Annotated in this window: 1 protein-coding gene; it reads right to left on the minus strand. The window is 66.5% G+C overall.

The features are described 5' to 3' along the window. A partial coding sequence (locus LH128_RS30550; RefSeq protein WP_327195332.1) for an SUMF1/EgtB/PvdO family nonheme iron enzyme occupies window positions 1-187 on the minus strand: 187 nt, incomplete at its 3' end. Window positions 188-224: the final 37 nt, after the last annotated feature.

Below are 224 nucleotides of genomic sequence, written 5' to 3' on the forward strand. Positions count from 1 at the left end.
CGGGATCGGGCGCGACTTCCGCGACGGTGCTATAGCCGGTCGCCGCGACGAACCGTGCGTACTGGCGGTTGGTGACGGGCGTGGCATCGATCCAGAACCCATCGACCGAAACGCGGCGCACGGGCGCTTCCTCGGGATAGAAGGTTTCCGATCCCATCGCGAACGTACCGCCGGGAATACGGACCATCCCGGCCGGCGCCTCAAGCTGCATACCCGTCATTGCG

The sequence above is a fragment of the Sphingomonas sp. LH128 genome (genome assembly GCF_000293195.2).
In the GTDB taxonomy this organism is placed as follows: domain Bacteria; phylum Pseudomonadota; class Alphaproteobacteria; order Sphingomonadales; family Sphingomonadaceae; genus Novosphingobium; species Novosphingobium resinovorum_A.